Source organism: Psychroserpens sp., assembly GCF_034670085.1.
Lineage (GTDB): Bacteria > Bacteroidota > Bacteroidia > Flavobacteriales > Flavobacteriaceae > Psychroserpens.
Map to the genome: position 1 here is coordinate 18,431 of NZ_JAXMOD010000008.1, position 26,665 is coordinate 45,095.

General features: G+C 31.1%; 31 protein-coding genes. 18 read left to right on the forward strand and 13 right to left on the reverse strand.

Translation table 11 applies throughout. From position 1 onward, the window contains the following. Positions 1-4: 4 nt before the first annotated feature. The 11 genes from VOI25_RS13125 to VOI25_RS13175 form a co-directional block, all read right to left on the reverse strand. Positions 5-1,378 carry an MBL fold metallo-hydrolase gene (locus VOI25_RS13125; RefSeq protein WP_323789535.1) on the reverse strand — a complete coding sequence of 458 codons (1,374 nt, stop codon included), beginning with the start codon at positions 1,376-1,378 and terminating at the stop codon, positions 5-7. Positions 1,379-1,391: 13 nt separating this feature from the next. Beyond that, entirely contained in the window at positions 1,392-2,231 is an 840-nt protein-coding gene (locus VOI25_RS13130) for an ATP cone domain-containing protein (RefSeq protein WP_323789536.1), read from the reverse strand. A 79-nt stretch (positions 2,232-2,310) separates the two neighbouring features. Beyond that, entirely contained in the window at positions 2,311-2,718 is a 408-nt protein-coding gene (locus VOI25_RS13135; protein WP_323789537.1) for a hypothetical protein, read from the reverse strand. A gap of 12 nt (positions 2,719-2,730) precedes the next feature. Next, the gene (locus VOI25_RS13140; protein ID WP_323789538.1) at positions 2,731-3,585 is read right to left on the reverse strand and encodes a universal stress protein; all 855 of its coding nucleotides are present in this window, start codon (positions 3,583-3,585) and stop codon (positions 2,731-2,733) included. A gap of 65 nt (positions 3,586-3,650) precedes the next feature. Beyond that, a complete protein-coding gene (locus tag VOI25_RS13145) occupies positions 3,651-4,484 on the reverse strand; it encodes a universal stress protein (protein WP_323789539.1) in 834 nt (277 codons plus the stop codon). 76 nt (positions 4,485-4,560) lie between these two features. Continuing rightward, entirely contained in the window at positions 4,561-5,403 is an 843-nt protein-coding gene (locus VOI25_RS13150) for a universal stress protein (protein ID WP_323789540.1), read from the reverse strand. Positions 5,404-5,421: 18 nt separating this feature from the next. Beyond that, the gene (locus VOI25_RS13155) at positions 5,422-6,270 is read right to left on the reverse strand and encodes a universal stress protein (RefSeq protein ID WP_323789541.1); all 849 of its coding nucleotides are present in this window, start codon (positions 6,268-6,270) and stop codon (positions 5,422-5,424) included. Positions 6,271-6,553: 283 nt separating this feature from the next. Next, complete coding sequence (locus VOI25_RS13160; protein WP_323789542.1) at positions 6,554-6,940, reverse strand: hypothetical protein; 387 nt, start codon at positions 6,938-6,940, stop codon at positions 6,554-6,556. After that, positions 6,933-7,793, reverse strand: coding sequence for a universal stress protein (locus VOI25_RS13165; protein WP_323789543.1), 861 nt, complete (start codon positions 7,791-7,793; stop codon positions 6,933-6,935). The genes VOI25_RS13160 and VOI25_RS13165 overlap by 8 nt, the downstream gene beginning before the upstream one ends. A gap of 87 nt (positions 7,794-7,880) precedes the next feature. Beyond that, positions 7,881-8,924 carry a response regulator gene (locus VOI25_RS13170; protein ID WP_323789544.1) on the reverse strand — a complete coding sequence of 348 codons (1,044 nt, stop codon included), beginning with the start codon at positions 8,922-8,924 and terminating at the stop codon, positions 7,881-7,883. Continuing rightward, a complete protein-coding gene (locus tag VOI25_RS13175; RefSeq protein ID WP_323789545.1) occupies positions 8,921-10,810 on the reverse strand; it encodes a PAS domain S-box protein in 1,890 nt (629 codons plus the stop codon). Before VOI25_RS13175 ends, VOI25_RS13170 begins: the two co-directional genes overlap by 4 nt. A 163-nt stretch (positions 10,811-10,973) precedes the next feature. Here VOI25_RS13175 and VOI25_RS13180 point away from each other — a divergent pair, with 163 nt between their 5' ends. The 16 genes from VOI25_RS13180 to VOI25_RS13255 all read left to right on the forward strand — a co-directional run bounded on the left by VOI25_RS13180 (position 10,974) and on the right by VOI25_RS13255 (position 22,183). Next, a complete protein-coding gene (locus VOI25_RS13180) occupies positions 10,974-11,375 on the forward strand; it encodes a hypothetical protein (protein ID WP_323789546.1) in 402 nt (133 codons plus the stop codon). Then, on the forward strand, positions 11,365-11,661 hold the full coding sequence (gene trxA, locus VOI25_RS13185) for a thioredoxin (protein ID WP_323789547.1): 297 nt from the start codon (positions 11,365-11,367) through the stop codon (positions 11,659-11,661). The genes VOI25_RS13180 and trxA overlap by 11 nt, the downstream gene beginning before the upstream one ends. Before the next feature lie 9 nt (positions 11,662-11,670). Next, a complete protein-coding gene (gene deoD, locus VOI25_RS13190) occupies positions 11,671-12,369 on the forward strand; it encodes a purine-nucleoside phosphorylase (RefSeq protein ID WP_323789548.1) in 699 nt (232 codons plus the stop codon). 60 nt (positions 12,370-12,429) lie between these two features. Further along, on the forward strand, positions 12,430-13,515 hold the full coding sequence (locus tag VOI25_RS13195) for a site-2 protease family protein (RefSeq protein WP_323789549.1): 1,086 nt from the start codon (positions 12,430-12,432) through the stop codon (positions 13,513-13,515). A 2-nt stretch (positions 13,516-13,517) separates the two neighbouring features. Then, positions 13,518-14,678 (forward strand): efflux RND transporter periplasmic adaptor subunit, encoded by a 1,161-nt coding sequence (locus tag VOI25_RS13200; protein WP_323789550.1) that lies wholly within the window; start codon positions 13,518-13,520, stop codon positions 14,676-14,678. Continuing rightward, positions 14,678-15,940 carry an ABC transporter permease gene (locus VOI25_RS13205; RefSeq protein ID WP_323789551.1) on the forward strand — a complete coding sequence of 421 codons (1,263 nt, stop codon included), beginning with the start codon at positions 14,678-14,680 and terminating at the stop codon, positions 15,938-15,940. Before VOI25_RS13200 ends, VOI25_RS13205 begins: the two co-directional genes overlap by 1 nt. A 1-nt stretch (position 15,941) precedes the next feature. Next, positions 15,942-16,616: an ABC transporter ATP-binding protein gene (locus tag VOI25_RS13210; RefSeq protein ID WP_323789552.1), complete on the forward strand. Its 675-nt coding sequence runs from the start codon at positions 15,942-15,944 to the stop codon at positions 16,614-16,616. A 78-nt stretch (positions 16,617-16,694) separates the two neighbouring features. Further along, positions 16,695-17,147 (forward strand): hypothetical protein, encoded by a 453-nt coding sequence (locus VOI25_RS13215; protein ID WP_323789553.1) that lies wholly within the window; start codon positions 16,695-16,697, stop codon positions 17,145-17,147. A gap of 10 nt (positions 17,148-17,157) precedes the next feature. Beyond that, entirely contained in the window at positions 17,158-17,370 is a 213-nt protein-coding gene (locus VOI25_RS13220) for a hypothetical protein (RefSeq protein ID WP_323789554.1), read from the forward strand. Continuing rightward, on the forward strand, positions 17,370-18,275 hold the full coding sequence (locus VOI25_RS13225; RefSeq protein WP_323789555.1) for a J domain-containing protein: 906 nt from the start codon (positions 17,370-17,372) through the stop codon (positions 18,273-18,275). Before VOI25_RS13220 ends, VOI25_RS13225 begins: the two co-directional genes overlap by 1 nt. Then, entirely contained in the window at positions 18,265-18,561 is a 297-nt protein-coding gene (locus VOI25_RS13230) for a chaperone modulator CbpM (protein WP_323789556.1), read from the forward strand. The genes VOI25_RS13225 and VOI25_RS13230 overlap by 11 nt, the downstream gene beginning before the upstream one ends. Before the next feature lie 10 nt (positions 18,562-18,571). Further along, on the forward strand, positions 18,572-19,492 hold the full coding sequence (locus VOI25_RS13235) for a mechanosensitive ion channel family protein (RefSeq protein ID WP_323789557.1): 921 nt from the start codon (positions 18,572-18,574) through the stop codon (positions 19,490-19,492). 92 nt (positions 19,493-19,584) lie between these two features. After that, entirely contained in the window at positions 19,585-20,217 is a 633-nt protein-coding gene (locus VOI25_RS13240) for a Crp/Fnr family transcriptional regulator (RefSeq protein WP_323789558.1), read from the forward strand. Between the two features lie 200 nt (positions 20,218-20,417). Next, positions 20,418-20,792, forward strand: coding sequence for a rhodanese-like domain-containing protein (locus VOI25_RS13245; protein ID WP_323789559.1), 375 nt, complete (start codon positions 20,418-20,420; stop codon positions 20,790-20,792). A 58-nt stretch (positions 20,793-20,850) separates the two neighbouring features. Continuing rightward, on the forward strand, positions 20,851-21,162 hold the full coding sequence (locus VOI25_RS13250) for a cupin domain-containing protein (protein ID WP_323789560.1): 312 nt from the start codon (positions 20,851-20,853) through the stop codon (positions 21,160-21,162). A gap of 19 nt (positions 21,163-21,181) precedes the next feature. Continuing rightward, positions 21,182-22,183, forward strand: coding sequence for a c-type heme family protein (locus tag VOI25_RS13255; RefSeq protein ID WP_323789561.1), 1,002 nt, complete (start codon positions 21,182-21,184; stop codon positions 22,181-22,183). A 284-nt stretch (positions 22,184-22,467) separates the two neighbouring features. Here the strand turns inward: VOI25_RS13255 and VOI25_RS13260 are convergent, their stop codons facing one another. Both VOI25_RS13260 and VOI25_RS13265 read right to left on the reverse strand, forming a co-directional pair. Further along, on the reverse strand, positions 22,468-24,570 hold the full coding sequence (locus VOI25_RS13260) for a TonB-dependent receptor domain-containing protein (protein ID WP_323789562.1): 2,103 nt from the start codon (positions 24,568-24,570) through the stop codon (positions 22,468-22,470). 65 nt (positions 24,571-24,635) lie between these two features. Continuing rightward, positions 24,636-25,013 (reverse strand): hypothetical protein, encoded by a 378-nt coding sequence (locus VOI25_RS13265; RefSeq protein ID WP_323789563.1) that lies wholly within the window; start codon positions 25,011-25,013, stop codon positions 24,636-24,638. Between the two features lie 226 nt (positions 25,014-25,239). Between VOI25_RS13265 and VOI25_RS13270 the strand changes: the two genes are divergently transcribed. Both VOI25_RS13270 and VOI25_RS13275 read left to right on the forward strand, forming a co-directional pair. Beyond that, a complete protein-coding gene (locus VOI25_RS13270; RefSeq protein ID WP_323789564.1) occupies positions 25,240-25,866 on the forward strand; it encodes a DUF2202 domain-containing protein in 627 nt (208 codons plus the stop codon). A 121-nt stretch (positions 25,867-25,987) separates the two neighbouring features. After that, positions 25,988-26,659 carry a DUF6799 domain-containing protein gene (locus VOI25_RS13275; RefSeq protein WP_323789565.1) on the forward strand — a complete coding sequence of 224 codons (672 nt, stop codon included), beginning with the start codon at positions 25,988-25,990 and terminating at the stop codon, positions 26,657-26,659. Positions 26,660-26,665 lie beyond the last annotated feature (6 nt).

The following is a 26,665-nucleotide window of genomic DNA, read 5'->3' on the forward strand; positions in this document are numbered from 1 at the left end:
TATTTTAAATCATTACTTTTTCTACATCTGTTAATTTTGGGATTTTCACATTCCAATGATATATGCTTTTTATTTTTACTCTAAACGCATCTAATGCGGTAGGCTCACCATGAATTAGGTATACTTGTTCAGGAATGTTTTTAATGTTTTTCATCCAGTTTATTAAATCCTGTTGATCTGCATGAGCCGATAAGCTTTCAATGTTTTTTATAGTTGCGTTCACAGGATAATATTTTCCAAAAAAACGAATTTCATGTGTGCCATCTTGAAGTTGTCGACCACGTGTGCCTTCAGCTTGATAACCAACTAATAATACAGTTGTAGATGGCTCGTCAATAAGTTGCTGTAAATAAGTGAGTACGCGTCCTCCAGTGACCATGCCGCTTCCTGCGATTATAATTTTTGATCGTTTGTCATCTATAGTTTCCCAAGTTTCTTTATAAGACTGAATAATATTTATGTGCTTGCACATTGCTTTATAGTCTTTTGTTGGCAGTTTATGCCATTTAGGAAAACGTTTAAAAACCTCTAAAACATTGTTACCCATAGGGCTATCAATAAAAATTGGAATATTTGGAATCTTATTTTTCTTATACAGTTTCCATAGGATGTACATCAATGTTTGTAAGCGCTCAACAGCAAAGCTTGGAATGATAAGATTTCCTTTTTTATAAATGGTATCTTTGATAATTGTAGATAACATGGTTTCTAAATCCTCCTTGGGATGCAGTTTGTTACCATAGGTACTTTCAATGAATAAAAAATCTGCCCATTCTGGTTTTTTAGGATCATTCAATAAATAATCATTCGTTCTGCCAATATCTCCAGAAAACACAAAGCGTTTTCTATTGATATCTAGTTCTATAAAAGTAGCACCAATAATATGTCCGTTATACTGAAAACGAAAGGATATATGTTCTGATAGCTGAATCCATTTGTCTTCTAGCTCTACTTCAAATAGTTTTATAGTTTTCTCAGCATCTAAAACCGTGTAAAAGGGTAGAGCAGGATTGTGTTTACTGTAGTTTTCTTTATTTGCTTTGTTGGCTTCTTCTTCATGAATTTTAGCGCTATCTTTAAGTATGATTTCTGCTATTGCCAACGTAGGCGCCGTTCCTATAATTTTTCCTTTAAAACCTTGCTTAATTAGACGAGGTAAGTAGCCAACATGATCTAAATGGCCATGAGTAAGTAAAACAACGTCTATTGCGTTTACATCAACAGGTAAATCATTCCAGTTCAATTCTCGAAGTTCTTTTAAACCTTGAAACATACCACAATCAATTAGTATGTTTTTTTCTGAAGTTTCAATTAGAAATTTTGAACCCGTAACAACTCCTGAAGCACCTAAAAAATTGATTTTTACAAATTTTTCCATTTTGAGTATATATTTAGCGACATAATTGCGAAATTTCATTTAAAATTTTCTCTTTTCTTATTTCAGAAATACCTAAATGATCTAAATAGAAAACGTCTCCTAATAATTCTCTACATAACACGGTATCTCTGCTTAATAAGAATTGTTTTTCTCTATTAGTCAGTAAAGTTGAGACTGTTATAGGATATAGTCCTAGTCTATCAATTCGGTCTTTTAAACCATTATCTTTAGGGTAATCCCAACTCAATAAATAGAGTCCACAGCAATTACCATATTGTAATGCATCCTCAGTAAATCTGGTGTTGGTTACTAACCAACCTTTAGTAAGTGTGGTACCGTTTTTTAAATTAGCATCCCAATGTGTTTTTACATCGTTGTAACGTGAGTTAATATATAGTGGGATTTTCACATTACAATTAGGGCCTTGCTCACTGTGAAATTTACATTCTATAATTGTGGTTTCATTTTTTTTATGTGCAATAACATCAATTTCATGTTTTACACATTTACCCTGTAAAGTTTTACCCACTTCAGTTTTGTATCCTGAATATTTTAGAATAGAACTTACAAAACGTTCAAAAGGAAATCCTGTAGGTCCTAACTCATAGATGGCTTTTTTTAGTTTGTACCTAGAGGCTAGATAGCTTTTTTTCTTTTTGAGGAGGGCAAAGGCTCTATTATAAATCTCTTTAGTAGAGATCCCTTGATATAATTCATCACGAACATTAGCTAATATTTGATCTATCGTCTCTTTATCGGCTCCTATTCGTTTTAATGATGAACGAAGCTTCTCTAATGAAAACTTCACTTTTTCTCCAGATGATTTTGTAATCTCAAAGTCTGTGTTGATCATAATTTATGTTTTAAAAAACTGCCAAAATCTAATTAGACAATGGCAGTTTCACTTCACTAACTAAGTAAACCGTTGAAATTTAATTCAACTTAAAGAAGTCTCTTACCAAAGCTTTAACTTGATTTTCTGTCATGCTATCAGCTTTTATTACATCTTTTATTTTGTGACTTAAGCTCTTATGATTTTCGTATAATTCTTTGCTTAGTTTTTTATTAGTGTCTGCTGGTCCATAAATCACTAATGCATCTGTGTCTTTAACTTCTGTCGCGATAGCATTATAATATTGCTTTAATTGGTGTTTTTCACGTTCTAAATACTTACTGTCTTGGACAACATTTTGTGGACCACCTTTTAATTTTGTTCCTGAACCTCCATGAGGTTTAAAATGATCTACATTTGATAAAACAGTGTTAAATGTTTCAACTCCATTCTCAATAGTTACAATATGAGCTTTATCTTTATCTATCCAGATGCCTGTATGTTTCATGTTTTCTTATTTTTAATTTCTTAAATCGTGCATTGTTAATATTGGTACTTTTAAATGAAATGAAATTTCCTTAACCATCGCATTTGTGAGCATGCTTCCAAAAAACATATGCTTTTTATTTATAAAAGCCACCATATCACTCGCTCTACTTTCTACAAAAATGTTTAGAGCTGTTACAACAGAGTTATGTGATAAGGTGTGAAATTTATAATTTGAACCGTTTAATATATCTTCTAATAGTTCTTTATTTTCCTGCTGATTCGTATCCAATTCATGGGCTTCTTCAACATGAAGTACGATAATCGTGGCATCACATTTTTTAGCAATATCTTTTAGATAGTTTAATTCTCTTCGTTTGTAATGTGTTTTATAGCTTGTAGGAAATACAATTTCCTTAGGTAATGTGATTTTTGCATCTTGAGGCACAACTATTACAGGGCAATTACGTACTTTTTCCATGACATTTATAGCCGAACTACCAAAAGCCGTTGCTCTTGAATGAGTTTCTCCTTTGGTTCCCATTACAATCATCTCAATATCTTTTTGTTCTACTATTTGCTTAATAGCGTCGATGACATTGTTAAAGGTTGAGATGACTTCAAAATGATGCTTAGGATTGTCAAAGTCACTCATGGCTATAATGTCGTAAACTTTAGCCAAACCATTTTCGGAGTGCAACTTTGCAGATTCGTATAATTCGCTTCCAGGTTCTAGGTTTAATAAACTTTTTAAAATATTACCTGTAGCAGAAAACACATTAAGAACATAAAAATCACAGCTTTCATTTTTGTACAATTCTCTAGCAAAATTTATTGCTTTCATTGAATTTTTTGAAAAATCTGTTGGTAACAAAATTTTATGTCTCATAATCATGGTATTTATCGTATAGATATAAAATTACGATCTGAACATTAATAGTGAAATGACATCCATCAGTTCATACAAGGAATAACTAAAAATGGAACTGTTGGATGAAATCCGATTTTCTTAATAATAGGTTCATTGATGATACTTTCAATAAAACTGTGTTTGTAGTTTATCATTGCAAGTATATCGATATCGAGTTCTTCTATAAAGTCGTTGATTTCCTTCGTTTTTTTCGCATAGGTTGGCATCCAATGAAAACTATGTGGATAATCTTCTAAATTAGTTTTAAGCATAGCCAAATTATAACTTTGAAGAGTAGTTAGGTTTTCCTCTTCATTTATATGAACTATTCTAATTTTAGAGTTGTATACATCTGCCAAGCGTTTTAAGGGCACTAACTCTTCACCATAAAAATGATTAAAATCTGTAGGAAACGCAATTTGTTGTGGCTCTAAAAAATCAAATTCATCAGGAATAATTAACACAGGACAAAGCTTCATTTTTTTTATGATCTGAATGGTATTACTTCCGAAGAAAACTCCTTGAGCTTTTGTAACACCCTTTGTTCCCATAATTACAAGATCTATGTCATATTTTGTAACCGAAGTCTCTATGGCGTCTTGTAAGTCTTCAATACTGAAAATAATTTCAAAATCATGGTTGGCATTTACATTTGTTTTTTCTGCCATTTCTTTTAATTCGTTGAGCTCTTTCATGGCGTTTTCAGCCATAATTCCTGATAATTTATTCGATATGCTTGACATTGAAGAAATTTTTATTTTAGACGAATGTAAAAAGTAAAATGTGCATTCTTCCTCAGCATAGAATTTTAAACTATATACAGCTGCACTCCAAGCGTTATCTGAAAAATCTGTGGGTAATAATATGTTTGTTTTCATGGCTGAACATCATAAATTAATAGAGGTAATGTAAGGTTTAGGATGGCTTTTAGAAATGATATAAATCAGTCCAGAACTATACCTTAGAGGGAATCACCAGAAATGGAATGCTTAAATGAAATCCTATTTGATTAATTGTATTCTTGAAAAATAAATTTTCAAAGAAAGAATGCTTGTTATTAATCATAACCAACAAATTGATTTTATGTTTTAACTGAAATTGATCAATTGCCTCTATGATGTTCATGCTTTTGAGATCATGATATAAATAAGCTATATTTTTGAAATATAACTCTAAATCTTGTTTGTTGCTTATTTGATCTTTAGATAGTTCGTAACCAGTAGATACATGTATAGCATTTACCCTAGAATGATTTGACGTTGCTATTTCCCTAAGAATATTGAGTTGTGAACTTTTATAGTTTACCTCTAGATCTGTAGGAAATAATATTTCATGAGGTGGTTCGTATTCAAAATCTGATGGAATAGCCAAAATAGCAGTTTTTATTTCCTTAAATACATGTACTGTATTTGATCCAAATAAAATTTCTTTTGCTCCTGTGGCACCTTTGGTTCCCATGGCTATTAACTCTATTGAGTGATCGTTCATGTATTTTTTTATGCCAGAAATTATCGTGTCAAACCTTGCTGCTGTTTCAAATTTATGCTTTGAATTATTAAACGTTTCAGTGATTCTTTGCAGTAATGATTTTAAATTTTCTTGTGAAGTATTCCTAACCGCGTCTCCCAATCCAAACTGGGCTGGATAACCCAATACATATTCTGTATGGTAAATGATAGGCGTATAGGTATTTAGTAAATGAAATGTGCATTCATCATTTTTAAATAATTGTAAGGTATATGTAATGGCATTCCACGAATTTTCTGAAAAATCGGTTGGTAATAATATATGTTTCATGATGTAAGTGTTTTTATGTTAATTGCGCATTGTGTTTTGCATCGCCAATAGTGGTATTTCTAACCCTAATCCAACTTTATCAAGTGTTGACGGAAATAACATATCCTCTAAAAAGGAATGTTGTGTATTTACCATGGTGACCATATCTATACTTTTGTCTTGTATGTATGATGAAATAGTTTGGGCTACTTTTTTACTGTTTTCAATATGGAAATTGACCTTATTATTAGATAATGTTTCTTTTATAAATGTTTGATTGTCCTCTTGTCGGATAGATAATTTGTTGCTTGTGGAAATGTATAAAACATCTATTTCACTTCTATATGATTTTGCTAAAACAGATAATAGTTTTAACTCACGACGTTTGTAAGGAATTAGATAATTAGTAGGAAATAAAATACGCTTGGGTTGTGTGTTGGTATAGTCTGTAGGTATGACTAATACTGGACATTTTACATATTTTAAAACTTGAAATGTTTGACTTCCAAATGCTATATGGCGTTCATTAGATTTGCCCTTGGTACCCATGACAATTAAATCTAAATTGTATTGATCTGTAATGGCGTTAGATTCTTCTACGAGCGTATTATAAGCTGAAATAGTTTTATAGGTAAACCTAGGGTTAGGCGCTATTTTTTTTACTTTATTTATGAGTAGTTCAAGATTGTTTTGAGATTCGTTTTTAACCTTATTTAAAACCGCATCAAAGTTCTCTCTAGACACCAATTCGTCATGGTCGTAAAACTCATTTCTATACGCGTGCATCACATAGAAATTTACTTTTTGGTATTTAAAAAATTCTAAGGCATACTTGATGGCATTCATAGAATTTTTAGAAAAATCGGTGGGAAGAAGTATGGATAGCATGGTGGTATAATTTTGCGTTGTTTTACAAAACTATGTTGTTGACTTATTAAATTCAATGATATATATCAGATGAAGCTATTTTATAGCCATCAATTACTTTTCTTTAGTTATCGTATAAAAATGGTAACAGATAAAAGAAGCCAAACATGCGTTTGGCTTCTTTCAGAATTAATAGCAAGCCTAATGAAAATCCCCATTTCCAATAGCCAAAATTAAATGACACTACAAATATAATTTGAAAGGTTTATACCCGAAATGATATTTATCAGTTATGGTTTTTTATTTAAATTAATACAACTCCGTAGGCTACATTTAGTAGAAAAAGACCGACAAAAAAGAGCAATAAATAAATAACTTGAACAAGTTTGATATTAATAAATATCAACCAATTTATTGTAGGTTTTGGAAAAATAAACAGTGCCAATCCTATAACCATTGAAACCCATCCAATACCTGTTATAATAAGCTTGTAATTCAATTCCCAAATGTTATGTTTTAGAATATTAATTAAACCAATAATGATAGCTAAAAAGGAGGAGAGGATCAGAAATTTTTCATCATTGAGGTCATTAAATACTTGTTTTATTCGTTTAGGGTTAAGACTTAATACAAAAAAGAAAATGAGGAGATACCATCCCCAGAATTTTGCTAAAAAAATTGAATTATCCATAGTTTTTGGTTTTTTCGTGTAAGACTAAAAAGGGAATATCGGTGTGATAACTTATGTTTTCGACCTTTGAATGAAATAATATTTGTTGAAAGTAATTTAGGTTTTTAGCCACCATACAAATCATATTTATGGCTCTACTTTCAACAAAACATTGAATTGCAGTTTCTATTTTTTTATTTGTTAAATAATGGAAACTAAAAGGATGATGATTAAAATAATCTTCTAGTAATTCTTTGTTTTTCATTTGATCATTGTTTAAACCTTCTTTGTTTTTGTTAATATATACCATTCGTAAAGTAGATTTATATTGCTCTAAAATTTCTACAATAGGTTGTAAAAAATGTAAATTATGAGATAATGAAAAATCTGTCGGAAATGCGATTTCTTTAGGTGTTACAAATTTTGCGTTTTCTGGTATTACTAAGGTATTGCATTTTACTTTGGTAATGACATTAGCCGTATTAGAACCTAAAATGATTTTTTCTAATCCTGATGCACCTTTGGTGCCCATAATTATGAAATCTATTTGCTTTTCATTTACCACTTTTCGAATGCCATCTATAAAAAAATTGGTTTCAGTAATCGTATAGAAATTGTGATTTTTCCTATTTGTGGTTAAGGTTACAATACGTTCTAGTAACTTTCGTAATTTTTGTTTTGTAGGTTTTATGTAAATTGTTTCTATGTCGTTTTGATTCATAATGACTGGAGCATCAGTAGTCACTAAATTGCTTAGGGAATTAATGTGCAGGACATAAAAGTTGCAGCTTTGATTTTCAAAAAATTGGATGGCATAAGCAATTGCGTTCCATGAATTTTCTGAAAAATCAGTAGGTAGTAATATATTTTTCATCGAACAATAACATTAGAATAGCTAATTTAGAGGTTAGACTACGTACCTAAAATGATATTGGTCATATTGGAAAAATTCGTAGATGTATTAGTGGATATCCTTTAATTTATCTAAGTCTAAGACCTTAATATTTCTCCCTTCAGTTGTAATAATGCCTTGCTTTTTAAAATTGGTTAAGGTTCGTATTAAGGTTTCTGTTGCAATACCAGCAACACTTGCCAAATCATTACGAGAAATATTAATGGAATCTTCTGGTTTTCGATTTATTTTTTCAGCAAATTTTAAAATGGTCATTGCCGTTTTTCTATTTACAGATCCATAAGCCATTTCTAATAATTGATTTTTCAAAAGCAAAACATCGTCAGATAACAATTGTATAAGATCTAATGTAACTTTAGGGTTGTTGTCTAGAAGATCATTAAAAGCAATGGTTGGTAAGCCTACTAGTGTTAAAGGTTCAATAGCAGTGGCTGTTTCTTTATGAGAAAGATTACTAGTGAAGGAGTTGTAACCAAAAAAATCGTCTTCTTTATACAATGAAGTAACTAACTCTTTACCTTGTTCATCAATTTGATGACATTTGACTGTACCCTTTGTAATAAGATAAATATAGTTGGAATGATCTCCTTCGCGATAAACGATGTCATCTTTTTCAAAAGTGAATTCCGTACCATTATCATCAAAAAAGTTTTTTAAATCGTTCAGTGTTTTAATGGTCTCGTTTGATGGTTCTTTTGGACTACTTTTTAACTCCTTAAGGATTGCTGCTTTTGCCAACCGACTCTCAATAGCATTAATGAGTTCTTCTTCTGTGAAGGGTTTCGTAATATAATCGTCTGCACCCAAATTCATTCCCATTCTAACGTCTTTGCGTTCTGTTTTGGCTGATAGAAAGATAAATGGAATGTATCTAGTAGTTTTATTTCGAGATAAAATTTTTAGCGTATCGTAGCCATCGAGTTCAGGCATCATAATATCACAAATAATAATATCTGGTACGTATTCTTTTGCCATCTTAACACCAGTTTTACCATTTGAAGCGGTAATAACTTTATAGTTTGCAAGCTCTAAAAGCTCACAAGTGTTTTCTCTTAATACCATATCGTCTTCTATAAGTAAAATACTTGTCATGGTTTTGCTGTATTAGGAAACGTTATTGTAAATGTTGTGCCATGGTGCTCTTCACTAGTAAAATGAATTGTTCCACCTAAGTTTTCTAAATGGTTCTTTACGATATTTAAACCAATACCCGTACCTTGGGTATTGCTAACATTTTCTGCTCTGTAATAACGATCAAAAATATTTTTCTGATCTTTTAGAGGAATGCCAATCCCTTGGTCTTTAATTTTAATAGTTGTGGTGGTTTCATCTTGGGAGACATCAATGGCAATAGTTTTATGCTCTGGAGAATATAAAATGGCATTATTAACTAAATTAGAAAGAATTAAAACGATTGATTTTTCATCTTGATAAAGTGAATAGTTGTCAATATCATTTGGATATTTGATAGACTGCCCTTCTTTAAGTAACATATTCGCGTTATAAATTACTTCATCAATCACTTTACTGAGTTTAAAATGATTAAAATTATAATTCAATTTACCGGTTTCTAATCGTTCTAAAGATAGGAAATCGTTTAGAATCGAATTCAAATATTGAACTTTGTCTGCAATGGTTTTAATGTGCTTATCTCTCTTTTCCTGTTCTTCACTCAGTTTGTATTTACTTAATAATACTGACGAGGTTAAAATACCACTTAGCGGTGTTTTAAACTCATGGGATACCAGCGATAGAAATTTTGTTTTAAGTTCGTTAAGTTCTTTTTCTTTTGATAAAGCTACCTTAAGTTGCGCTGTACGTTCTTCTACTTCTTTTTCAAGTTTTTCGGTATAGGTTTTACGTTCAGTAATATCTAAAATAATAGCTACAAAAACCTCTTTTTCCCCTAAACTGGAGAGTTGTAAATGAACTTCAACTGGATATGTTGTTCCATCTTTACGCTGGTGAATGGTCTCAAATTCTAATTTTTCAACATTTTTTTTAATTAAAACATTTATGTTGTCTCTAAACACAATTTCATCCTCTTGAGTTTTTAAATCTAAAGGTGTCATTTGTTTTAATTCTTCAAAGGTGTAACCAATGTTTTTTTGAGCACCATGATTTACATTTAAAAACTTTAATGTGGTAGAATCAAACACATAAATTTCATTTAATGATTCCTGAATAATTGTCGCCAAATGATTACGTTCTTCTTCAACGTTTTTTCTTAAGGAGACATCATTTTGAATTCCAATGAAATTAGTGATTATATCCTTGTTGTTAACTATGGGCATGATATATAGGTCATTCCAAAATGGCGTACCATCTTTTTTATAGTTACGAAGTGTAACTTGGCAACTTTCACCTTTTTTAATGGCTTTTCTTAATTTTTTAAGAGGTTCTTGGTCTCTATCTTTACCTTGTAAAAATCTACAATTATGATTCAGTATTTCTTTGCTTGAATATCCTGTAAGATTTTGAAATGCTGAATTGAAATATATTACAGGATTATCAGGTTTTAAAGCATCTGTAATTATAATACCATTACTTGCCGATTGTAAAGCACTACTTTTTAGCATTAAATCTTTTTCAGTTTCTTTTTTGTCTGAAACATCTTTAATTAATGCCATGACATAGGTTTTATTGTAAATTTTAAAGGGGTTTAGTTCTACTTCAATGGCTATAATACTGCCGTCTTTTTTTAAGGCAAATAAATCTGAAGCTTCTCCCATTTGTCGTGGTTTGCCATTTTTAACAAACGCCTCAAAATGTGTAGTATGATTTTTATGATAATTAGAAGGTAGTAGTAGGTTTAAATCTCGTTGAATCAGCTCACTTTTTTTATAACCAAATAGTGCTTCAGCGGTCTTGTTTACTTCCATAATGTGCTGATGATTATCAACAATAATCACACCTTCAGAAACTGCTTCCAGCAATATGTTGAATATTTCTTGGTCTTGTTGTAGCAAATTAAACATTTAAGATTAACCTTAAATTTAAACAATTCCTGACCATAATCCTAATGTAAATACTTAAGTTTTTGATGTTTGTTCTAAACTGATTTATATCATTGATATAGAAATCTATTCCATGTAATTTTACTTATAAATTCAACCTATTTTGAATCAACAACAGAGCATAATGTTTCTATTCTACCAAAATCTTGGTAAACTATTTTATGCTGTTGCTGCTATAGATAATGTAGTAAGGGATGAAGAGCTTGAAACCTTGAAAAAATTAGTGAAGCAATATTGGTTAAGTCAGGATATTATAACTGATAAATCTATAAGAAACATGGATAATGTCATTGTAAACACATTTATTTGGCTCTGTAAGGATAACCAATATTCTGCTGAAGAATGCTACAATAGTTTTATAAGATTTAAAAAACAAAATAACGCTCTTTTTAGTAGTAAAATAAAGTCATTAATATTAAAAACTGCTGGCAAGGTTGCAGCCAGTTTCTCTAATCAAAATAAGTCTGAACTAATGCTCTTGGCAAAACTTAATATCGAATTTAAAAAGCAAAATAATGACAACTAGTTTTAGCACTCTAATAAATTCTGACACACCTGTTTTAGTAGATTTTTTTGCTGATTGGTGTGGTCCATGTAAAATGTTGGCACCTATTTTAAAAGACGTTAAAAAGGAGCTAGGAGACAACATCAAAATCATAAAAATTGATGTGGATAAAAATCAGTCTTTAGCCTCAAAATATAAAGTTAAAGGTGTGCCAACCATGCTTTTATTCAAAAACGGTAAACAGGTTTGGCGGCAATCTGGACTACTTCAAAAACAAGAGATTATCAATAGTATTAACTCAAACTAATAAGAAATCATGAGTATTCATATAGAAGCAAAGAAAGGAGACATCGCAGAAACGGTTTTATTACCAGGAGATCCGATGCGCGCGAAATGGATTGCAGAAACATTTTTTGAAAATCCAATTTGCTATAACGATGTAAGAGGCATGTTAGGCTATACAGGTCTGTATAACGGAAAACGTGTTTCTGTACAAGGAACTGGTATGGGAATACCATCTGCTTTGATATATTGCCATGAACTTATTAATGATTATGGTGTTAAAAACTTGATTAGGGTTGGCTCTACGGGTTCTTATCAAAAAGACATAAAATTGCGTGATATAGTAATTGCAATGGCAGCATCTTCAACTTCTGGAATTAATAATTCTCGATTTATAAATGCCGATTATTCGCCAACTGCAAATTTTGAATTATTTATGAAAGCTGCATTGTATGCAAAAGAGCATAATATCAACATTAAAGCTGGAAATGTTTTATCTGCCGATGAATTTTATGAAGATGACTATGATGCTTACAAAAAATGGGCGGAGTTTGGTGTGCTTTGTGTAGAAATGGAAACCGCAGGATTATATACAATTGCAGCAAAATTTAATGTGAGAGCACTTTCAATTTTAACAGTTTCTGATTCTTTGGTTAGCAAGGAGCGAACTACGCAAGACGAGCGTGAAAGTACTTTTAATACAATGATTGAGATTGCTTTGGGTACGTTGTAAAACAATCAAAAAGGGTAATTGTTCATCTTGAGAAATAAGTAGATAAAATAAGGGTATCACATGAAAGCAAATTTAGGTTTAGGTCGTGTTTCTGGAATAAAGATTATTGTTCATTGGACATTTTTCTTTTTAATAGCATGGATTGTATTTGAAGAACTAAAACGAGGTGGCAACACGGCAAGTATAATGTTCAATATAGCCTTTGTCTTAGCAGTTTTTTTATGTGTTGTTTTACATGAATTGGGACATGCATTAATGGCTAAACGATTTGGTATAAAAACCCATAGTATAACATTGCTTCCCATTGGCGGAATGGCGAGTTTAGAATATCTTCCTGAATCACCAAAACAAGAACTTCTTATTGTTTTAGCAGGCCCTTTAGTTAATGTTGTTATAGCTGCTTTATTATTTTTTATGATTCCAATTCAAGATTTTATGCACTTAAACTTTACAGAAACTTTCGAGGTTTTAATGAGTTTTAGCTTACCAAGCTTTCTGTTCTTCTTGTTTGTCGTAAATGTAGGCTTGGTGGTTTTTAACTTCATTCCCGCATTTCCATTGGATGGTGGTCGTATTCTGAGAGCATTGTTAGCAATGAATATGAATCGTGTTAAAGCCACTCAAATCGCAGCAAGCATTGGTCAATTTACCGCTGTTGTTTTCTTATTAATCGGATTGCTTTATAATCCGTTTTTGATATTTATTGCCTTATTTATCTTTTTAGGAGCTTATGGTGAAAATCGAATGGTGCAACAATTAGCCTTACTCGATGGTCATACTGTAGAAGAAGCTATGTTACTCAATATCACAACTTTTAAACCTCAAGATTCTATAGATCTTGTTGTAAACAAAATAATTTCTGGGACAGAAACTAGTTTTATTGTTGTTGAGGATCATACAATTAAAGGAATTCTGCATCACAAATCGATTATTGAAAATTCTAATAAAATGGTTTCAGTTGAGGAAGTCATGGATACAAATTTTAAAACTGTAAAAGACACAGATAAACTCAAAACAGTATATCAACTTATTTATACTGATAAGCAAGAATTATTTCCTGTAGTAAATGATGGGAAACTTTATGGAGCTATTGATGCGACCAACTTAAATGAATACACTTTGTTGCAATCAAAACTGGCCTATTAGATATGGAACTAGCAAACAACAAAGCGTTGGTTCTCGAAGGCATGATAGATAACCAACACTATGGAATCTTAAAAAACAATTACATGAAAGTATGGATTTGCATAAGCATATTGTTTCTATTGCTGTCTTGTTCAGGCACGCAAGAAGGCATATTACCAATAGAGCGTGATTTAACAGAATCTGTATATTCTTCAGCAACCATTCAGCCAGATAGTCTTTATCAAGTTTATGCTTCAGTTTCAGGAATATTAGATGCTGTTTTTGTGGTTGAAGGTGATTTGGTTTCACAGAATACGCCTTTATTTCAAATCATTGATAAGACGCCTAAACTAAATACTCAAAATGCCAAGTTTGCGTTGGATTTGGCTAAACAGAATTATGATGGAGAAGCTGCTATTTTAAATAATATTCAAGATGAAATAAGGGCAGCCAAACTCAAATATAAAAATGATTCTATCAATTATTTCCGGCAAAAAAGTCTTTGGGAACAAAACATAGGTTCTAAAACGCAATTTGAATCTAAAAAGCTTATTTATGAATTGGCTTCCAATCAATTGCAGCTACTTCAAGGCAAATATAATCGGACTAAAAATGAGCTTCAAACATCAGTTAAACAAGCTCAAAATGCATACCAATCTTCATTTATTGCAAATAATGATTTTACTATTAATAGTAAAATGAATGGAAAAGTATATGCCTTGTATAAGGAGCCTGGAGAAATAGTTACAAGTTTGGAACCAATGGCAGCAATTGGAAGTGCTAATCGGTTTATTATTGAGTTATTAGTAGATGAAGTCGATATTGTTCAAATTGGAAAAGGGCAGGACGTTTTAATTCAATTGGATGCTTATCCAGATACGGTCTTTAAAGCTAAAGTGTATAAGATTTATCCAAAAAAAGACGAACGCAACCAAACTTTTACCATAGAAGCCCTTTTTGTAAATCCACCAGAAATTTTGTATCCAGGACTTTCAGGTGAAGCTAATATTGTAATTGCTAAAAAAGAACAAGTGTTAACCATTCCTAAAGCCTATTTAATTGAAAGTAATAAGGTGAAAACAGACGAAGGATTTGTAACTGTAGAAACAGGACTTCAAAATATAGAATACATCGAAATCTTGTCAGGAATTACCAAAGATACTTATATCTATAAAACTGAATAATGACCAATTGGAACGTTATATTAAGTATTGCCAAAACACATTTGCTCACCAAAATAAAGCAAACTTCTATTGCTGCTCTAGGTGTAACCTTTGGGATTGGTTCGTATATTACATTGGTGTGTTTTATGACAGGTTTAAATACGATGTTAGATGATTTAATACTTAATCAAACACCTCACATTCATATCTATAATGAAATTGAACCGTCAAAAGAGCAACCTGTTTCATTATATGATGATTTTAGTGAAAGCTTTAATATTATCCATTCTATAAAACCTAAATTAGGTCAAAAGAAAATTCATAATGCACTACCAATAATTGATTATTTAGAATCTAATCATAATGTTCGTGGAGCACTTCCACAAGTCAAAACACAAATTTTTTATATCGCTGGTTCTATAGAAATTGGAGGAAATCTTACAGGTATTAATCCCTTAGATGAAGTGAGATTTTTCAATATGAGCGATTATATTGTTGAAGGTTCAGCCGAAGCACTTCATCAAACTGATAATGGAATTTTGTTAGGCATTGGTATTGCAAAAAAAATGTCATTGAACGTTGGAGATCGCGTTCAAGTTAGTCCTATTAAAGGAGGTGTGTTTCCATTAAAAATTGTTGGGTTTTATCAGAGTGGCATTGCTGATCTTGATGCGATTCAAAGTTTCGTTAATGTAAAAACAGTACAACGTATTCTTGGTGAAGCAAATAATTATATTACAGATATTAATGTAAAACTTCATGATATTGATTTAGCGATTCCTCTATCTAAAAAAATTGAGGAACAATTTAAGCTAAAAGCTATTGATATAAAGACAGCAAATGCACAGTTTGAAACTGGAACTACAATACGAAACCTAATTACCTATGCGGTGTCAATAACACTACTAATCGTAGCAGGATTTGGTATATATAATATTTTGAACATGCTTATTTACGAGAAAATGAATGATATCGCCATTTTAAAGGCAACTGGATTTTCTGGTAAAGATGTTCAGCTTATTTTTATGAGTCAAGCAATGATTATTGGTTTTGTTGGTGGTGTTTTAGGGTTGCTCATAGGTTATGGATTGGTGAGTATAATTGATACTATTCCGTTTCAAACTGAAGCTTTACCGACAGTAGAAACCTATCCTATAAATTTGAATCCAATTTATTTCATCATCGGTTTTTCATTCGCAATGCTGTCAACATTTTTCGCAGGTTATTTACCTTCTAAAAAAGCTAAAAAAATAGATCCAGTAAAAATTATTAGAGGCCAGTAATATGAGCATTGTATTAGAATCAAAACAGATCAACAAATACTTTAAAAAACCTGTGTTATTTCATGTTTTAAAGGATATTAATTTTCAGATTAAAAAGGGAGAATTTGCTTCGATAATGGGTAAATCTGGTTGTGGAAAATCTACCTTACTCTACATTCTTTCTACCATGGATACAGATTATGAAGGCGAATTGTTTTTAAATAATCAGCTTATTACTGGTCAGGATAGAACACATTTATCTTATTTGAGAAATAAGCATATTGGATTTGTATTTCAGTTTCATTATTTACTCTCTGAATTTTCAGTGCTGGAAAACGTTATGCTTCCTGCCAAAAAATTAGCAGAAAAATCGTTTCAAGAAATTGAGTATGATGCTATGGCAAAACTTAAAATGCTCAATATTGACCATTTGGCAAAAAAGCGAGCATCACGTGTTTCTGGAGGTGAAAAACAAAGGGTCGCCATTGCTCGTGCATTGATCAATAATCCTTCAATAATAATGGGAGATGAACCTACAGGTAATCTTGATAGCTATAATGCAGAGAATGTATTCAATATTTTCAAGCAATTAAGTGTTGAGCAAGGTTTGTCGCTTTTAGTCGTAACACATGATGAAGATTTTGCAAATAAGACAGATAGAATTATACAAATGGGAGACGGTAGAATACTTATCTAAGCTTACGTTCAATGATATTAATCATTTCTAATGATTCTATTTAAAATTATATTTATCATAAATTCTAAATTAACTATTATGAGTAATTATAGAAATAGACCTAAAGGAGATTATATTCAAGAAGCTGCATGGCAAGATTTATATAAATTAGCCGAACGCTGGCAGGATAATTTAAAATTTCAATTATATGAAATTAAATTTCTTGAGCGTTTAATTGATACTTATTTTATAAAACTCCTTCTGCAGGAAAATTTAGATGAATTAAGAGAACTTCAAATAGACCTTCATCAATCTAAAAATCAATCTTTAAAATTATTAGAAGACATTCAAATGCACTTAAATTATATTGCAGAAATGTTAATTGAACCATATAAATTAGACCGTTCAACCTTTAGGGTTGAGCATGAACTGCTTGAAGATGACGTTTCAGAGTTTACAGTTAATCATAAAATCATTCAGTTTACGGTTTTTAAAATGACTAAAGATGTTTTAGAAAATGAAAAACCAAATTTTATCTGGAAATACAACTAAATTATCGATAATGAAAACGCTACAAGACATAGAGGATCAAATTATAAGACTTTCTACTAGTATCGAAGTTAATTACCCAGAACTCTATGCAACTTTAGACGAAAATCCCATCACTATACCAACTCAAGTTCATCCAAATATGGATATTAAGATTATGGAAGAGTATTTAGAAAGTTTAAAAGAAATATTAAAGCAATATATTAAAACACACAATAAGAAGTAATGGCATTCATCGATTACTATAAAATACTAGGCATTTCTAAAAATGCTTCTGATGGCGATATCAAAAAAGCATATCGAAAGTTAGCTCGAAAATACCATCCAGATTTAAACCCGAATGATAAAGTAGCCGAAAAGAAATTTAAGGAAATTAATGAAGCCAATGAAGTATTAAGCAATCCTGAAAATCGTAAAAAATACGATGAATATGGAGAGCATTGGGTACATGCCGAAGACTATAAAAAAGCTAAGCAACAACAAAAGCGATATGCTCGACAACAAACGTCGCAAGGTGATTTTGGTGGATATAGTGATAGTGATTTCTCAGATTTTTTTAGTTCTATGTTTGGTAGAGGTCATACTAAAGGTCAACGTAGACAAGGCCAGTTTAGAGGTCAAGATTTTAACGCACAATTAGAATTAAATATCAAAGATGTGTATACATCTCACAAACGTACTTTAACTGTAAACAATAAAAATATACGAATTACCATTCCTGCTGGAGTAGAAAACGAACAAGTCATCAAAATAAAAGGGCATGGAGGAAAAGGAATTAATGGTGGTCCTAATGGTGATTTGTATATTCAGTTTTCAATACACAATACAACTCCATTTAAAAGAGATGGACATAATTTGTATCTTTCAGTTGATTTAGATTTATATAAAGCGCTTTTAGGAGGTGAGATAACTGTTAATACGTTTGATGGAAAAGTCAAATTAACAGTAAAACCTGAAACCCAAAACGGTACAAAAGTCAAATTAAAAGGTAAAGGGTTTCCAAAGTATAAAAAAGAAGGACAATTTGGTGATTTGTATGTCACCTATACTATAAAAACACCCAAAAATCTTTCAGCTAAGGAAAAAGAACTTTTTACAGAACTTTCAAAATTGAGAGCATATGAAAACTGATAATCTAATTTCAATTCAACAATTTTGTGCACATTATAATGTTCCTGTTGCCTTTATTAAAGCACTTCAAGACTATGATTTAGTTGAAATTACTATTACTGATACTGAAAATTATCTGCAAACCAATCAGCTTAATGATGTTGAAAAAATGATCCGGTTGCATTATGATCTACATATAAATTTAGAAGGAATTGACGCCATCTATAACCTACTTAAGCAAGTTGAACAGCTTCAATCTCAAATTAGAACGCTTAAAAATAAATTAGACGCTTATCAAGGCTTTTAAATAGTATACTATGACAGAATTAGAACATGTAAAAGATTGGGTAGTTAGCAATCCATTTATTTGGAGTATGATTAAGTTTCTTATGATTCTTATTCTTGTATTGATTGGAATTCAAATAGTAAGAAGGTATTTAAAAAAGAGAATATCAAATTCAGTTGTTCGATACAAAACTCAGAAAGGCATAGAAATACTAGGTTATTTGGGATTAGTTATTTTAACGATCACTTATTTTTCTGGTGCAATTAAGGATTTCACAATAATAATAGGACTGTTTACAGCAGGTATCGCTTTTACTTTACAAGAATTAATATTGAGTATAGCAGGTTCTATTTATATTTTTTTGGTGAAAGTGTACAAACCTGGAGACCGTATCGAGATTAACGGATTAAAAGGTGATGTTATAGATGTTGATAGTATTTACACTACCTTAATGGAGATTGGCCAATGGGTAAGCAGTGATAATTATAGTGGTAGAATCGTAAAATTGAGTAATGCGTTTGTCTTTAAAGGACCTATTTATAATTACTCACAAGATTTCCCCTTTATTTGGGATGAATTGAACTTACCAATTCGTTATGGCTCTGATATGGATTTGGCAAAATCGATTATCATCAAAATAGCTTCAGAAATTCTATCAGAATACACAGCAAATTCAAAATCACAATGGACTGACGTAGTGAATAAATACTACATAGAAGATGCTCAAGTTGAGCCAACCTTAGCAATTAAACTCACAGATAATTGGATTGAGTTTAATTTAAGATATATCGTTGATTATAAAAAAAGACGATTTACAAAACACCTTTTAAACGACAGGATTGGAAAAGAAATTGAAAATTCTAATGGTAAGATTGTGTTGGCCTCAACGACCATTGAACTTATTAAAATACCAGACTTAAAAGTGAAGCTCGATGGGACTAAAAATAGATAGTATATATTCTTTTTATGGGTTTACCTTGATAAATATCAGTCGAATCTATTTTAAGATTCTTACTTTTGAATATTAAATTGATTTAAGAACTAATGATAGAAGAATTAAGACATAATTATGGTTATCTGTTTGAGGATGATTTGCTAAAAGAGATTGAGACCATTGGAGTAGTTAAAGAGTTAAAAGCCAATTCGAAACTCATTGAAATTGGCGATTATATAAAGTCTATTCCATTATTAATTAGTGGTGCCATAAAAATCCTTAGAGAAGATGACGATGATGGCGAACTTGTTCTGTATTATTTAGAACGTGGTGACACTTGTGCTATGACTTTGTCATGCTGCATGGGACAATCCAAAAGTGAAATCAGGGCAATTACGGAAACTGATGCTGAACTTATTATGATTCCTGTTCAAAAAATGAGCGAATGGTTAGGGAAATATAAAAGCTGGCAAAATTTTATCTTACAAAGCTATCACACCAGAATGATAGAGCTATTAGAAGCTATCGATACAATTGCTTTTTTAAAAATGGATGAACGTTTGCTGAAATACCTAAGAGACAAAGCAATGGTAACCCATGATGATCTCATTCACGCTACACACAAAGATATATCTGAAGATTTACACACCTCAAGAGTAGTAGTATCTCGCTTATTAAAAAAACTTGAAAACGAAAAGAAAATCGAATTGTACAGAAATAATATCAAACTATTGGATTTGTAACTTTTGTTACTGTACACAATAAATCATCTCACTATATTTGACTTATAAATGATTGGTTTTATTTATAATTAAGTAAAATAAGAGGTTAATCTTATTTTTGATTGGTTGGTTAAAAAAGAGTAACAGAAATGTTACTCTTTTTTTGTTAGTGTAACAAAGGTTACTGTATAGCTGGTTGTAACGAGTTAATTTTGTAGAATATGAAACAGTTAATTTTAATTACTATGTCTATATTTAGTTCAATTTTTGGTAGTGCTGCTCAGCAATTAGACCAAATAAAAGTGTTAGAGCCTAACGCATATTATAATGCAATTAATAAGGAGAACGTACAACTCATAGACGTTCGTACAAAAAGAGAATTTGACTCAGGACACATCCGAAAAGCTATCAATGTTGATGTTTTTAACCGAAGTGCGTTTGTTCAATATTTTGAGAAATTTGATAGAAACAAACCCATTTATCTCTACTGCAGATCTGGCAGTAGAAGTCAACGAGCATCAAAATTGTTAGTAGAATTAGGCTTCAAAGAAATTTATGATTTAAAAGGAGGTTACCTTAATTGGAAACATGAATAATATGAAAAAGTTTGTACTAATAATGCCAATGATAGTTTTGGCTTTAAACTGTTCAGAAATGAAAAATAATACCGAAACTAAAAAAAACATACTTACTAATCAAGTTGAGTATGAAGATAAAATAAACAGCAAAATTTATTATGAAAGCGACGCTTATAAAATGATACTTTTTGCAATGAAAAAAGATCAGACTTTAAAACCACATAGCGCACCTATGGATACGCCATTGCTAATGCTTGAAGGTGAAGCAACGATAAACATAGACAAAAACACCTATGTTATAAATGAAGGAGAATCTATTATTTTACCAAAAAATATTGATCATGCAGTGTCACCAATTAGCGATATTAAGTTTGTTTTAATTAAATAAGAAATTAAAAGGATAAACCATGAGACTACTAATTTTTTTTATACTGACATTCTTTTTTTTGAGTTGCAATACTAAAAAAAGCGAAGACTATTTAATAGCAGATGTGATAAAGCAAGATGCTACTCAAGAGCATCCAGGAAAAAAACTAATGGAGACTAATTGTTATGTTTGTCATAGTCCTTCTGCAAGTCATGTTGAACGATTAGGGCCTCCAATGATTGCCATAAAAAAACATTATTTAAATGATGGAACTACGAAACAACAATTTATAGACGCAATGCAGGAATGGATTAAAAATCCTAACGAAGAAGATGCAAAAATGTTTGGAGCAGTTAAACGATTTGGTGTTATGCCAAAACAGGTATTTCCTGAAGAGACCATCAACCAAATCGCAGACTATATGTTTGATTATGAAATTGAACAGCCTGAATGGTTTGATGCTCATTTTAATGAAGAAAAAGGCAATCATAAAGGTAAAGGAATGGGAAAAGGAAAGGGTATGCGTAAACAACAAGCTAAAGTTAATACTGAACCTTTGCCTTATGGAGAACGTGGTTTAAACTATGCGTTAACGACTAAAGCCGTTTTGGGTAAAAACCTAATGAGAACCATCCAAAAAGAAGGAGCAATTGAGGCTCTCACATTTTGTAATGAAAAGGCATATCCATTAACAGATAGTATGTCTGTGGTACATAATGCAACAATTAAGCGTGTTTCAGATAAACCTAGAAATGCCAATAATCAGGCGAGTATTAAAGAGTTGAATTATATTAATTCTTTTAAAAATGAGATAATAAATAATCGTGAACCTCAACTAATTGTAGAGCAAATCGATAACCAAGTAAATGTCTATTATCCAATTACAACCAATTCTATGTGCTTGCAATGCCATGGAAAACCAAATAAAGATATTGATTCAAAAACTCTAAAAGCATTACATCGGTTGTATCCAAATGATAAGGCGATTGGCTATGATATTAATCAAGTAAGAGGAATTTGGAGTATAGCTTTTGAAAAATAAGAACGTCAGGTACGAGCATTTTTAAATTAAATGCAAGCATAAATACAAACTAAAACTTATAATTATGATATCTCAAAGCATTATGTTGTATAACTGGAATAACGGTGTAATAATGATTTCAATTTTTGGACTAGTATGTTTAGTGTTGATTGGATTTCTGGTAAAATTCATGACCACAAGCGATAGGAATAAGAACGAACCTAAAGAACGATAGTTCTACCTATAATTATAGAATAAAAAAAGGAGCATATTTTAAATGTGCTCCTTTTTTTAGTTCATATGTATTAGAATTTATACTGTAAAAAGGCTGAAAAATTACGTCCAGGTTCTGTAATTGGAGTTCTGCCAAAATCTTCTTGATTAGTAAATGAGAAGTTTAAATGGCTATTATAGGCTTCATCAAAAACATTGATAATGGCTATTCCTAAGGTAATATTCTTTACAGGTTTTAAACCAAAACGAGCATCTAAGGTTTGGTAACCACTAGTTTCCGTTTCGCCAAAACTTCTTGAAATATTATCTTGTTTAGAAACTAGGTTGAATTGTAAATTTCCCCAAAATTTTTCTTTCTGAAAGCCAAAAACTAGCCTCGTATTTAAAGGAGGTGTTAATGGTAAAGATTCATTTAAATCTTTATTTTTCGCATAGACATAAGCTAATTCACTTTTGAAATAGTAGTGTTTTAAAAAATCGATTTGTGCCATAACTTCAAAACCAGTTTTATAAGATTCGTTTAAATTTTGAAATACCTTCACGTGTCTTGGTTCAGCCATAGGGTTAAACTTTCTTGTAATTGTAGGGTCAATAATTCCAACAATATAGTTTTCAAAAAACGAGTAGTAAAAAGAGGTTTCGTAGGAGAAACTATTAAGTCCATTTTTTAGTGGTTCTTTACCTTTAAATCCAATTTCAAATTGATTGTTGACTTCAGCTTCTAAATTTGGATTTCCAATATATTCGAATGGATCTTGACCAACGTTAAAATGGTTGATAAAACGTTCTATCATATTAGCAGACCTCACTCCACGTCCATAAGCAGCCTCTAAAGTAAATTTAGAGGATACTCTTTTTTTAATAGAAATGGTGCCACTAACATTATGTTCTGTCCGTTTTCCTAGTGTGTACAAGGCTGCAAAATCGTCTTCAGGATCTCGGATGTCGGAAGTTACGTTGTCATAGCGCAGACCAACAGTGAGTATGGTTTTAGGATATACCATGTATTTTGCCTCAGTGAACACGCCAATATCTGTTATATAAGAATCTTGCCAAACCTTATCATTGAAGGTCATTGGCATTGGTAATACATTTCCATTCATGATTTTTACCAATCTAGTTCTTCCACCATCTCTGGCAATATGCATGGCATCTAAACCAGAAAACATGTTTAGTTTCTCAGTTGGTTTCCAGTTTAATTCTATTTTTCCGCCAATAGTAGTGGCATCTACAGCAGATGAGGCTTCCATCATCATAAAGGATGGTCTATTGGTATTGGTCATTAAATGATCAACATAGCTGTAATACGCTTTTGCTGTTAATGATTGTGCAACCTTGCCAATATGATCCAGTTTATAATCTAAAGACAGAATACTACTATTGTCATATTCTGTATCCATTGGTAATGCAGCGTGCAAAACATCTCGACCAAAAGATTGTCTCCAATGCGCTTGAAATCGTTGGTTATTTGTAAAATTATAACCTAGTTTCAAACCGTAATCTGTACTTCTAAATGAAGATGGAATTTCAGTACCATCTCCATCTTCATAATTGTCGAAATCACGGTAACCTGCATTTGCAACTATATCATATTTTTCTTGAATATATTGTAATTGTGCCAGGTTGACGATTGAGTTTCCGTTACTTTCATAGCCTCCAGATACTTTTCCATGTAAGCCGTAATCTTCATAGTCTGGTTTTTGGGTTACTAAATTTACTACACCTCCAAAAGTAGGTCCATAGCGTACAGTATAAGGTCCTTTTATGATTTCTATTTTAGCTATTTCTTCAGGAATAATATGCGTAGTAATAGGATCCATTCTATTTGGACAGGCATGCATGGCTTTTGTTCCACCATCGTACTGAATATTTAATTGTTCATATTGTGCACCTCTAAATGATGGATCTATGGCATAATTTCCTCTTTTTATAACTGAGAAACCATTAATGTTATTAAACAGGTCTGCAACATTTTTAGGCTGGACAATATTTTGATCATAATTATTAGAAACTAATGTTAATACTGGGTCGTTTTTTATTTTCCCTGTAATTATTACGACATCTAACTTGGTTACTTTTTGTTCTGTAGTGTCTTTTTCTATGGTTTTTTGTTCTTGACCATAAGACATGATTGTGATTAGTGTGCAGAAAAGCACACCATATAATGTTTTCATTTTATAATAATATATAGTTTAACTTGAGAAATTGTGATAGTTAATTCTATCAACGGAAGAATAAATTAAAAACGAGGTGGATGAAAACAGTCGTTTGTAGTACTAAATGAATACAAGTTTTGGTACGATGAAATGTTTCCTTTTTTGAGATGAATTTTTGGCATAAAGATTATAAGTTCACCTGCATTTGGAAACAAAGTAAGCTCTTTAAAATCGATAATGCTTTCTGGAGTGTTTTGCTTTTTGTCTTGTGACTGTGCAACCTTTTTTAAATGACATGTTCCGTTACATTCTAGTTCAGGTTTATTTTGATTAACACATAAAGCTTCAATAAAACCAATGGGATCTAGATTGTAATAAGCATAAGTTAGCGACACTCTTGTGCTATTTAATAAAAGTAGTGTTGTTAATACAATAGAAAAAATGTAGGCGCTTATTTTCATTGGCACAAATGTAATATTCAGAGCTATTTTTAAAGCTGACTATTATCATGTTTTCTAATATGTTTTTATTCCTTCCGAAGGCTCTTTTTTTAAGTGTCCTTGTACTTAATTAATAGTTTTAGTTGTAAAAAACAGGACTGTTTTTTTGTTTTAGTTATGTAACATGAGTTACCGATAGCCTCTTATTTATTCTCTAAATTTATATGTAATTTAAAATTTTAATAAGATGAAAAAGCCACTAGTATTACGTATGATTCCTGTTTTAATAATATCCATTTTACTTGCGTTTTTGTATACTTGCTCCGATGATGATAATAGTAATGTAGACAACACAAACTTTGTAATGACAGAAAGTGATAGAGCTGCTTTGATATTCATGTTAGAAGAAGAAAAATTAGCTAGAGACACGTATATTTATTTAAATGATTTATGGTCTATAAATCAGTTTGCCAATATTAAAAATAGTGAGCAAGCGCATATGAATTTAGTTGAAAATCTTTTAATCCAAAATGCTATAGAATATACTATTTTACCTGTTGGTGATTTTGAAAACCAAAACCTTCAAGATTTCTACGACCAATTTGTAATCGATGGTACTCTGAGTTCTGCTAATGCGTTCCAAATAGGTGCAACAATTGAAGATTTGGATATTAAAGATTTACAAGACTTTTTAGATGTCTCAAGTCATCCTAATTTGATAGCTGTATTTGAAAAGCTACAATGTGGCTCACGTAACCATTTAAGAAGTTTTGTCTCTGGTATTGAAAATGGAGGTAATACATACACACCTCAATTTCTAACCCAAGACGAATTTGATCTTATTATTTCAGGTACTCAAGAACAATGTAATTAGTGTTTTTTTATGTAACATTTGTTACATAAACCCCTAAAAATTAAGGCTTAATGATTTAAATCATTTCGCTAAATGTTATATAACAATACATTTATACTATTATTAATTTAAATGAAAAAAAATGAAAAAATTGATTTTAACAGTAGTATTTGTTGTTCTAGGAACAGCTACTATGATGGCACAGGACAAAGATCAGGACAGAGTCCAAGATCAAGACCGCTTAATGTTAGTAGATGGTGATGTTCTTCAAATTAGAGATCGTGATCAAATACGTTTAAAAGAAAAGGTAAAATTAAATGATGGTTCATTTGTAAATCCTGATGGAACCTATCAAACTAGGGATAAAAATCGATTACGTTTAAAAGATGGACAATGTTTAGATATGGATGGTATAATGTATCGTAATGAATACCAGTACAGATATAAAATACAACAAGAAAATAAGGGTTTAAACCAAGCTCAAGTTCAGCAAAGAAACCAAAACAGAGTTCATTATATGCTGGTAGATGGTGAAGTTATGCAAATAAGAAATCAGTCACAGAACAGATTGCAACAACAACTTAATCTTAGCAATGGAACAACTGTAAATCCTGATGGAACATACCAAACAAGAGATCGTAAACAATTACGTCTTCAAGATGGTGAATGTCTTAATATGGATGGTCAAATGTTTAAGAACACATACCAACATAGAAAAATGGTTAAGAAAAATAAGCTGACTAAGAAAAAAATTCAAAAAAAGTCAACTATTAAGAAAAAGACATCTAAAAAAGGTGCTAAAAAGAGTTTATAATAATTG

Excerpts from the sequence above, each read along its gene's own strand:
- deoD (WP_323789548.1), top strand. The coding sequence starts at position 11,671 with ATGAGTATTCATATAGAAGCAAAGAAAGGAGACATCGCAGAAACGGTT.
- VOI25_RS13255 (WP_323789561.1), top strand. The coding sequence starts at position 21,182 with ATGAGACTACTAATTTTTTTTATACTGACATTCTTTTTTTTGAGTTGC.
- VOI25_RS13230 (WP_323789556.1), top strand. The coding sequence starts at position 18,265 with ATGAAAACTGATAATCTAATTTCAATTCAACAATTTTGTGCACATTAT.
- VOI25_RS13225 (WP_323789555.1), top strand. The coding sequence starts at position 17,370 with ATGGCATTCATCGATTACTATAAAATACTAGGCATTTCTAAAAATGCT.
- VOI25_RS13235 (WP_323789557.1), top strand. The coding sequence starts at position 18,572 with ATGACAGAATTAGAACATGTAAAAGATTGGGTAGTTAGCAATCCATTT.
- VOI25_RS13155 (WP_323789541.1), bottom strand. The coding sequence starts at position 6,270 with ATGCTATCCATACTTCTTCCCACCGATTTTTCTAAAAATTCTATGAAT.
- VOI25_RS13180 (WP_323789546.1), top strand. The coding sequence starts at position 10,974 with ATGTTTCTATTCTACCAAAATCTTGGTAAACTATTTTATGCTGTTGCT.
- VOI25_RS13165 (WP_323789543.1), bottom strand. The coding sequence starts at position 7,793 with ATGAAAAATATATTACTACCTACTGATTTTTCAGAAAATTCATGGAAC.
- VOI25_RS13270 (WP_323789564.1), top strand. The coding sequence starts at position 25,240 with ATGAAAAAGCCACTAGTATTACGTATGATTCCTGTTTTAATAATATCC.
- VOI25_RS13125 (WP_323789535.1), bottom strand. The coding sequence starts at position 1,378 with ATGGAAAAATTTGTAAAAATCAATTTTTTAGGTGCTTCAGGAGTTGTT.
- VOI25_RS13220 (WP_323789554.1), top strand. The coding sequence starts at position 17,158 with ATGAAAACGCTACAAGACATAGAGGATCAAATTATAAGACTTTCTACT.
- VOI25_RS13215 (WP_323789553.1), top strand. The coding sequence starts at position 16,695 with ATGAGTAATTATAGAAATAGACCTAAAGGAGATTATATTCAAGAAGCT.
- VOI25_RS13240 (WP_323789558.1), top strand. The coding sequence starts at position 19,585 with ATGATAGAAGAATTAAGACATAATTATGGTTATCTGTTTGAGGATGAT.
- VOI25_RS13150 (WP_323789540.1), bottom strand. The coding sequence starts at position 5,403 with ATGAAACATATATTATTACCAACCGATTTTTCAGAAAATTCGTGGAAT.
- VOI25_RS13200 (WP_323789550.1), top strand. The coding sequence starts at position 13,518 with ATGGAACTAGCAAACAACAAAGCGTTGGTTCTCGAAGGCATGATAGAT.
- VOI25_RS13160 (WP_323789542.1), bottom strand. The coding sequence starts at position 6,940 with ATGGATAATTCAATTTTTTTAGCAAAATTCTGGGGATGGTATCTCCTC.
- VOI25_RS13135 (WP_323789537.1), bottom strand. The coding sequence starts at position 2,718 with ATGAAACATACAGGCATCTGGATAGATAAAGATAAAGCTCATATTGTA.
- VOI25_RS13195 (WP_323789549.1), top strand. The coding sequence starts at position 12,430 with ATGAAAGCAAATTTAGGTTTAGGTCGTGTTTCTGGAATAAAGATTATT.
- VOI25_RS13265 (WP_323789563.1), bottom strand. The coding sequence starts at position 25,013 with ATGAAAATAAGCGCCTACATTTTTTCTATTGTATTAACAACACTACTT.
- VOI25_RS13245 (WP_323789559.1), top strand. The coding sequence starts at position 20,418 with ATGAAACAGTTAATTTTAATTACTATGTCTATATTTAGTTCAATTTTT.
- VOI25_RS13140 (WP_323789538.1), bottom strand. The coding sequence starts at position 3,585 with ATGAGACATAAAATTTTGTTACCAACAGATTTTTCAAAAAATTCAATG.
- VOI25_RS13275 (WP_323789565.1), top strand. The coding sequence starts at position 25,988 with ATGAAAAAATTGATTTTAACAGTAGTATTTGTTGTTCTAGGAACAGCT.
- VOI25_RS13175 (WP_323789545.1), bottom strand. The coding sequence starts at position 10,810 with ATGTTTAATTTGCTACAACAAGACCAAGAAATATTCAACATATTGCTG.
- VOI25_RS13210 (WP_323789552.1), top strand. The coding sequence starts at position 15,942 with ATGAGCATTGTATTAGAATCAAAACAGATCAACAAATACTTTAAAAAA.
- VOI25_RS13130 (WP_323789536.1), bottom strand. The coding sequence starts at position 2,231 with ATGATCAACACAGACTTTGAGATTACAAAATCATCTGGAGAAAAAGTG.
- VOI25_RS13205 (WP_323789551.1), top strand. The coding sequence starts at position 14,678 with ATGACCAATTGGAACGTTATATTAAGTATTGCCAAAACACATTTGCTC.
- VOI25_RS13145 (WP_323789539.1), bottom strand. The coding sequence starts at position 4,484 with ATGAAAACAAACATATTATTACCCACAGATTTTTCAGATAACGCTTGG.
- VOI25_RS13170 (WP_323789544.1), bottom strand. The coding sequence starts at position 8,924 with ATGACAAGTATTTTACTTATAGAAGACGATATGGTATTAAGAGAAAAC.
- VOI25_RS13260 (WP_323789562.1), bottom strand. The coding sequence starts at position 24,570 with ATGAAAACATTATATGGTGTGCTTTTCTGCACACTAATCACAATCATG.
- trxA (WP_323789547.1), top strand. The coding sequence starts at position 11,365 with ATGACAACTAGTTTTAGCACTCTAATAAATTCTGACACACCTGTTTTA.
- VOI25_RS13250 (WP_323789560.1), top strand. The coding sequence starts at position 20,851 with ATGAAAAATAATACCGAAACTAAAAAAAACATACTTACTAATCAAGTT.